General features: G+C 66.3%; 9 protein-coding genes. 6 read left to right on the plus strand and 3 right to left on the minus strand.

Annotated features, from left to right (window positions below; genetic code table 11):
- Nucleotides 1-396 (minus strand): M14 family metallopeptidase (locus AC04MI_RS22335; protein WP_476498733.1); only part of this gene is annotated, 396 nt, incomplete at its 3' end.
- Nucleotides 397-619: 223 nt separating this feature from the next.
- Here AC04MI_RS22335 and AC04MI_RS22340 point away from each other — a divergent pair.
- The 5 genes from AC04MI_RS22340 to AC04MI_RS22360 all read left to right on the plus strand — a co-directional run bounded on the left by AC04MI_RS22340 (nucleotide 620) and on the right by AC04MI_RS22360 (nucleotide 4526).
- Complete coding sequence (locus AC04MI_RS22340) at nucleotides 620-2047, plus strand: S1 family peptidase (protein ID WP_476498734.1); 1428 nt, start codon at nucleotides 620-622, stop codon at nucleotides 2045-2047.
- Nucleotides 2044-3045, plus strand: coding sequence for an FHA domain-containing protein (locus AC04MI_RS22345; protein WP_476498735.1), 1002 nt, complete (start codon nucleotides 2044-2046; stop codon nucleotides 3043-3045). Before AC04MI_RS22340 ends, AC04MI_RS22345 begins: the two co-directional genes overlap by 4 nt.
- Nucleotides 3046-3082: 37 nt before the next feature.
- Entirely contained in the window at nucleotides 3083-3412 is a 330-nt protein-coding gene (locus AC04MI_RS22350) for a hypothetical protein (RefSeq protein WP_015014990.1), read from the plus strand.
- Between the two features lie 152 nt (nucleotides 3413-3564).
- The gene (locus AC04MI_RS22355) at nucleotides 3565-3882 is read left to right on the plus strand and encodes a DUF2322 family protein (protein ID WP_209819924.1); all 318 of its coding nucleotides are present in this window, start codon (nucleotides 3565-3567) and stop codon (nucleotides 3880-3882) included.
- 170 nt (nucleotides 3883-4052) lie between these two features.
- Nucleotides 4053-4526, plus strand: a complete 474-nt coding sequence (locus tag AC04MI_RS22360; RefSeq protein WP_476498736.1) for an SRPBCC family protein — start codon at nucleotides 4053-4055, stop codon at nucleotides 4524-4526.
- A gap of 40 nt (nucleotides 4527-4566) precedes the next feature.
- Here the strand turns inward: AC04MI_RS22360 and AC04MI_RS22365 are convergent, their stop codons facing one another.
- Nucleotides 4567-5352, minus strand: coding sequence for a transporter substrate-binding domain-containing protein (locus AC04MI_RS22365; RefSeq protein ID WP_199170829.1), 786 nt, complete (start codon nucleotides 5350-5352; stop codon nucleotides 4567-4569).
- A 353-nt stretch (nucleotides 5353-5705) separates the two neighbouring features.
- Between AC04MI_RS22365 and AC04MI_RS22370 the strand changes: the two genes are divergently transcribed.
- A complete protein-coding gene (locus tag AC04MI_RS22370) occupies nucleotides 5706-5954 on the plus strand; it encodes a hypothetical protein (protein ID WP_476498737.1) in 249 nt (82 codons plus the stop codon).
- A gap of 152 nt (nucleotides 5955-6106) precedes the next feature.
- Here AC04MI_RS22370 and AC04MI_RS22375 read toward each other — a convergent pair.
- A partial coding sequence (locus AC04MI_RS22375; protein ID WP_476498738.1) for a phospholipase D-like domain-containing protein occupies nucleotides 6107-6543 on the minus strand: 437 nt, incomplete at its 5' end.

Consider the following 6543-nt stretch of genomic DNA (forward strand, 5'->3'; position numbering starts at 1 on the left):
CTCGTACGCCCAGGGGCTCACGCACGGCACCACCAGCAGGTTGGCGCGGCCTGCAAAGCGCTCGGCGTGCGTGTCCGCAAACCGCAGTGCGCCGTGCACGCCGCTGGTCTCGTAGCCGTGCACCCCGCCGGTCACCAGCACGGTGGGCAGGCCGGGCTGCCACTCTCGGCTGCGCAGCGCCCGCAGGGGAAAGCGCTCTGCCGGGTGCTGGGCGTCGCCATAAATCACGTCGCCATACATCTCCACGTCAAACCGGCCCCGCAGTGCCTCGATGGCCATGAGCACGTCGTCGGCGTAGCTGCGCTGGCGCACCTGGCGCGCGCGCCACTGCTCGCGTTCTGCAGCGCCCCAGGGTTGGCCGGGCGTGCCGATGGGATAGGTGTGGGTGGGTTGCATGGGTGCGTGGGATGGAGTGGCAGGTGAATGGCAGGCCCGGCGGCAAGCGGGCCAACGGAATGGACAACGCCAATAAGAGCGGCTAACAAAACTCAGCGAAGCGGTTCTGGCTAGGCGCTGTGTCGCAGGCAGTACGAGCAGTACGACAAGACACAGCAACGACGCCAGAAGAGTTTTGTTAGCCGCTCTAAGGCTAGTCGCAGGGCGTTCATAGAATACCGCGATGCCCTTCCCTTTGATTCGGCCCTTGCGGCTGGCGACCTCGTCGCTGCTTTTGCTGCTGTGTGCGCTGGCGCACGCACAGCCCGCCCCCCAACCCGCAGCTGCCAACACCCCGGCTACGCGCCCGGCGGGCAGTGCCCCTGTGGATGGCACAGCACCCACACCGGGGGGCGCTGCAGCCGCCGCGCCCACAGCGGCCGATGCGGCCCTGCTGTCGCGCGATGCGCGGCGCATTTACGAGCTGTCGCGCGACAAGCTGGTGCAGATCCGCACGCTGCTGCGCAACGCCAACACGCAAGCGTCGATTGGCTCGGGCTTTTTTGTGTCGGCCGATGGGCTGATCGTCACCAACTTTCACGTGGCCAGCCAGCTGGCGCTGGAGCCCGAGCGCTACCGGGGCGTGTACGTGACGATGGAGGGGCAGGAGGGCGAGGTGGAGCTGCTGGCGTTTGACGTGCAGCGCGACCTGGCCGTGCTGCGCGCCAAAGGGCGCACGGCAGCAGCGCCAGTGCTGGGCTTTCGGCCCACCACCGACGCGCTGGCGCAGGGCGAGCGCATTTACTCGCTGGGCAACCCGCTGGACATTGGCTTTGCGGTGACCGAGGGCACCTACAACGGGCTGGTCAAGCGCAGCTTTTACCCGCGCATCTTTTTTGGCGGCGCGCTCAACCCCGGCATGAGCGGCGGCCCCGCCGTGGACGACGCAGGCCGGGTGTTGGGTGTGAACGTTGCCAAGCGGCTCGATGGCGAGCAGGTCAGTTTCTTGATACCGGCCGAGTTTGCGCAGGCGCTGGTGCAGCGCGCAGCCAACGCCCAGCCCATCACGCAGGCCGCGCACGCCGAGATGACGCGGCAGCTGATGGAGCACCAGCAACTGCTGACGGACCGGTTCTTGAAAGCGCCGTTTCGCGAGCAGCGCCACGGCAACTACCGCCTGCCCGTGCCCGACGATGCGCTGGCGCGGTGCTGGGGATCGGGGCGTGACCCGGCCTTCCCGGGGCTGAACCTGGAGCGCACGCAATGCCAGGCCGACAGCGATGTGGTGGCGGGAGACTTCAGCACCGGCGCGGTGCGCCTGTCTTACGAGGCCTACAACGCCCCCACGCTGGGCGCCGCCCGGTTTGCCCGCATGTACTCGCAAAGTTTTGCGAATGAGCGCCTGCCCACACGGGGCAACCGCCACCAGACGGCGGCCGAGTGCACCGAGCGGTTTGTGGACCCCGGCACCGTGCCGCTGCGTGCGGTGGTGTGCCTGTCCGCCTACCGCAAGCTGACCGGCCTGTACAACATGACGGTGCTGGCCACCTCGGTCAACCAGCCCACACGGGGCGTGCTGGGCCGCCTGGATGTGCAGGGCATTGCGTTTGACAACGGCATGAAGCTGGCAAGCCACTACCTCAAGGCCTTTCGCTGGGAGGCCGCACCATGAGCGCGATGCCAACCACCACCACCCTGGGGCTGATCGAGGCGTTTGACCGCCACGGCGCGCTGCTGGCGCGTGCGCCCATCACCCGCTGGCCCGTGACGGTGGGCCGCGCGCTGGACTGCGACCTGGTGCTGGACGACCCCTTTGTGGCGCCCCGGCACCTGCGCATTGACCGCGCGGTGGACGAGCCCCGCACCGTGCAGGTCGAGGTGCTGGAGACACGCAACGGCGCACGCCTGCAGCGCAAGCAGCATGCCCAGGGCGAACGCTTTGACTGGCCCGATGGCATGCCCATCGACCTGGGCCACACCCACATCCATCTGCGCCTGGCCGATGCGCCCATTGCCGAGGAGCAGGCGCTGCCGCAGTTTCCGTGGCGCACCGTGGGCACCACGGCCGCGCTGGCGGTGCTGGTGCTGCTGGCCGGGCTGGGAGAGTCGTGGCTGGAGGCCCGCGACGCCGCGCAGTACCTGAAGTCGCTGCCCCTGTTGCTGCTGACCACGCTGGCCGTGGTGGGGGCCTGGGCGGGTCTGTGGTCCGTGGCCAACAAGCTGTTTGGCAGCCAGTTGCGGTTCTGGCGCCACGTGCGCATCGCGTGCGCCGCAGTGCTGGTGGCCGACGCGGTGCAGCTGCTGAGCTATCTGACGGCGTTCACGTTCTCGCTGGAGTCGCTGTCGCGGTTTGCCCCGGTGCTGATGGTGCTGGTGCTGGCCGGCGCACTGTACGCCCACCTGGCCACCGTGCTGCCCCGCCGCCGCGTGGGCCTGGCCTGGGCCATGGCGGCTGTGGTGCTGCTGGGCGTGCCGTCGTGGCTGGGCGCGCAGTGGCTCAACCGCATGCGGCTGGGCAACGAGCTGTACATGAGCAGCCTGTTCCCGCCCGCCCTGCGCGTGGCCCCTGCGGTGCCGGTGGACCAGTTCCTGCAAGACGCCGATGCGCTGCGCGGCAAGCTGGACCGGCGCCTGCGGGATGACGGGCTGGCGGATGAGGACGACGAGTAGGTGACCAGACGGCCTGCTTCTAACCTGCCATTGCCCCATGCGCCGCCGCAAGCCCCACCACCACGTCTACGTGGTCGAGCTCTCCAAAGACGTGCTGCTGGAGCCGCGCTTTCGCAAGTGCAACCCTGGCTACATCGACGGCAAGCCCTGCGTGTACGTGGGCATGACGGGGCTGGACCCGGATGTGCGGTTTGACAAGCACAAGGCGGGCATCCAGGCCAACCGGTTTGTGACGCAGTACGGCCTGCGGCTGCTGCCGGACCTGTACGAGGGCTTCAATCCCATGACCTACGAGGAGGCGGTGGACCGGGAGATCGAGATCGGCATCGACCTGCGCTCGGCGGGGTTTGGGGTGTGGCAGGCGTGAGCGCCTGCTCAAGGGTAGGCGCCTGTTCAAAGTCAGGGCCCCACGCGCATCCTTTAAGATTCCGCCCCGCTGATTCACCCACTCACTTTTTTATAGCTGCTCGCGCATGATTTTCTAGCGCTTGCGGCTCATTTCACTTGAATTTGACCGCCATGAACTTCGCAGACCGCCTCAAGCAACTCCCCTCCGCCAGCCACCTCGCCGCCCTGCAACTGCTGGGCGCGGACGGCCAGGTGCAGGCCACCATCGAGAACAAGCCCGGCCAGACCGGGTCGCTGGTGGTGTATGCCGCACTGGCGGCGCTGTATGGCGGGCAGATCACGCCTGCAGCCGCCAGCCTGGGGCTGGAGTGGTATGCCGAGCATGTGGCGGATGCGCGCGCCTTTCCAGGCAAGCACCCCAACATCGACCGGCTGCTGGCCTGGACGCAGGGCAGCGAGAGCTTTGCGGTGCGCACCATCGCAGCCTGAGGCGGCACCGTTTTGCAGAAAAAGGGACGGAGGCCACGGCGGGTTGTCGAAAACGCACCGGCCCGTTCGTCGTAGAGGTGTGAACGCGTAAACGCCCCAGGCCATTGACCGTCATGGTGTTGCGGCGCACGCTGTCATCCATCCACCCCATTCCCGCAAGGAGACCCAGCATGACGACCCCCAACCCCTCCGCAGCCGCTACCGGCACCGTCACCCTGCACCGTGTGCTGCGCGCCCCGGCCGAGCGCATCTACCGCGCGTTTCTGGATCCCGATGCCATGTGCAAATGGCTGCCACCCCATGGCTTTACCGGCAGGGTGCTGAGCCTGGATGCGCGCGTGGGCGGCAGCTACCGCATGCAGTTCACCAACCTGAGCAGCGGCGGCACGCACGCGTTTGGCGGCGAGTATGTGGAGCTGGTGCCGGGCGAGCGCATCGTGCACACCGACCGGTTTGACGACCCCAACCTGCCGGGCGAGATGCGCACCACCATCCAGCTCAAAAAGGTGATGACGGGCACCGAGGTGTCCATCGTGCAGGCGGGCATCCCGGCGGTGATCCCCACCGAGATGTGCTACCTGGGCTGGCAGGAGTCGCTGCAGCTGCTGGCGCTGCTGGTGGAGCCGGAGATTCCGGGCGAGTAACCCACTGCCCCCGCGCCAAGCCCACGTTACTTCGAAGCCGTCACTTCAACCACTTGTCAGCGGCCTGCTTGATGGTGCCCCGGCTGTCCACCAGGCCCCACACAAAGCCCATCACGCGCACGTAGTCGGCGTCGTCGGTGGGCAGCATGAAGCCCAGGTAGTTCTTGGGCGTGAGCGGCGCGTCCACAAATGCGGCGTGCAGGCGCGGGTCGGCCTTGGCGTAGTGCAGGGCTTCGTACGTTTCGGTGATCATCACGTCGCCCTTGCCCTCAGCGATCAGCGCGGGGATCTCGGCGTTCTTGTCATGCGTGCTGACCTGGGCGGCCTTGAGGTTGGCCAGCACATAGGTTTCGTTGGTGCCGCCGGGGTTCTTGATGACGCGCACGGTGGGCTGGTTCATGGCGTCCACGCTGGTGTATTTGGCCTTGTCGGCCGCGCGCACCAGGGCCACTTTGCCGAACGGGGCGTAGCCGGGCAGCATGTCAAAAATGCGCATGCGGTTGACGTTGCGGGTGATGCCGCCCACGGCCACGTCAAACTTGTCGCCCTGCAGGTCCTTCACCAGGTTGGGCCAGGTGGTGGGCACGTATTCGATCTTCACGCCCAGCTCCTTGGCCATGGTTTCGATCACATCGATGTCGTGGCCGCTGTAGCCAGCGTCGGTCTTGATGGCAAACGGGCGGTAGTCGCCGGGCGTGCCCACGCGGATGACCTTGGCCTCCATGATCTTGTCGAGCCGGGGGCCTGCCTGCGCGGCCGGGCTGAAGGCGAGGCTGGCGACCACGGCGGCGGCTGCGGCAAGGGCCAGGGTTTTCTTGATGATCATGGGCAGGTTCTCCAGTGGGTCAGAAGATGGGACAAGAACAGGCATTTCCGTGGCCCGCAGCGAATGCGGACGCACAGGGGCTTGTGCCAGACACGTTACAACAAACGGCGCGCAGTACAAGGGCACATCGGCGGCCCACGGTCCGCATCGCGACACGTTGCGCCCTGCATGACGCAAAGCCCATGCCAGACGCGAGAGCACGGAGTTCGCCCGGCGCAGGCATGAGCGCCTGCAGCCACAAATCCTTCGGATGCTCTAATTTTTATAGCGCATTAGGCATATCCGTTCGGCGCCAGACATCCATCTGGCACCAAACTGGGTTACCCTGAACGGTTCTGCAACAAGGATTCGCCATGAAAAAACTCAACGTCACCATCCAGCTCGAAATGACCGTGCCCGACAACTGGGAGCTGGTCGATACCTCCGAGGRCACGCCGGTCATCAAGCTGCCCGATGGCAAGTTCATGGACATCGCCATCGAACCCCTGTTTGCCACAGACCCCGAAGACCTGTGGGCCAGCACCGAAGACGAAGACGTGCTGGACGACATCCTCGACATGGTGGACAGCGAAGCCGTGACCTACGAGTTCGTGACGCACTGATCCACAAGCACGGCGGAGATGCCCGCCAGGGCAAACACTGCCCCGGCGGCGCACCGCAACCGCCGCCGCGCATCCACCACCGGAAACTACACTTTTGATAGCGCCTGACGCATTGTTCACTGGCGCCAGCGGCTGATTTCATTCAAACATCGTCACAGCTGCGACCGCATCCAGCCGGTCAAGGTCTCGTGCACTTTCTCGCGCAGCGGGCGGTCCCGCCAAGCCTCGTAGGTCACGCGGCGTGACCGCCGGATGTCGTCTTCAAACACCTGAGTCTGGCGCTGTGCAAAGGCGGCGTCGTACACGTTCAGGTTGGCCTCGTCGTTCAGGCGGAACGAGCGGTTGTCAAAATTGGTGGAGCCCACCGACACCAGCAACTCGTCCACGATCATGACCTTGCAGTGGTACATGGTGGGCCCGTATTCATAAATCTCGGCCCCGGCCTGCAGCAGCTCGCCCCAGGTGGCACGGGATGCGGCCTTCACGGTCTCGGTGTCGGTGTGCTCGCCGGGGGTGACCAGGCGCACGCGCACGCCGCGTGCCAGCGCATCCATCAGCAGCTTGCGGGTCAGGTCGTCGGGCACAAAGT

Source organism: Acidovorax sp. LjRoot204 (assembly GCF_056175785.1).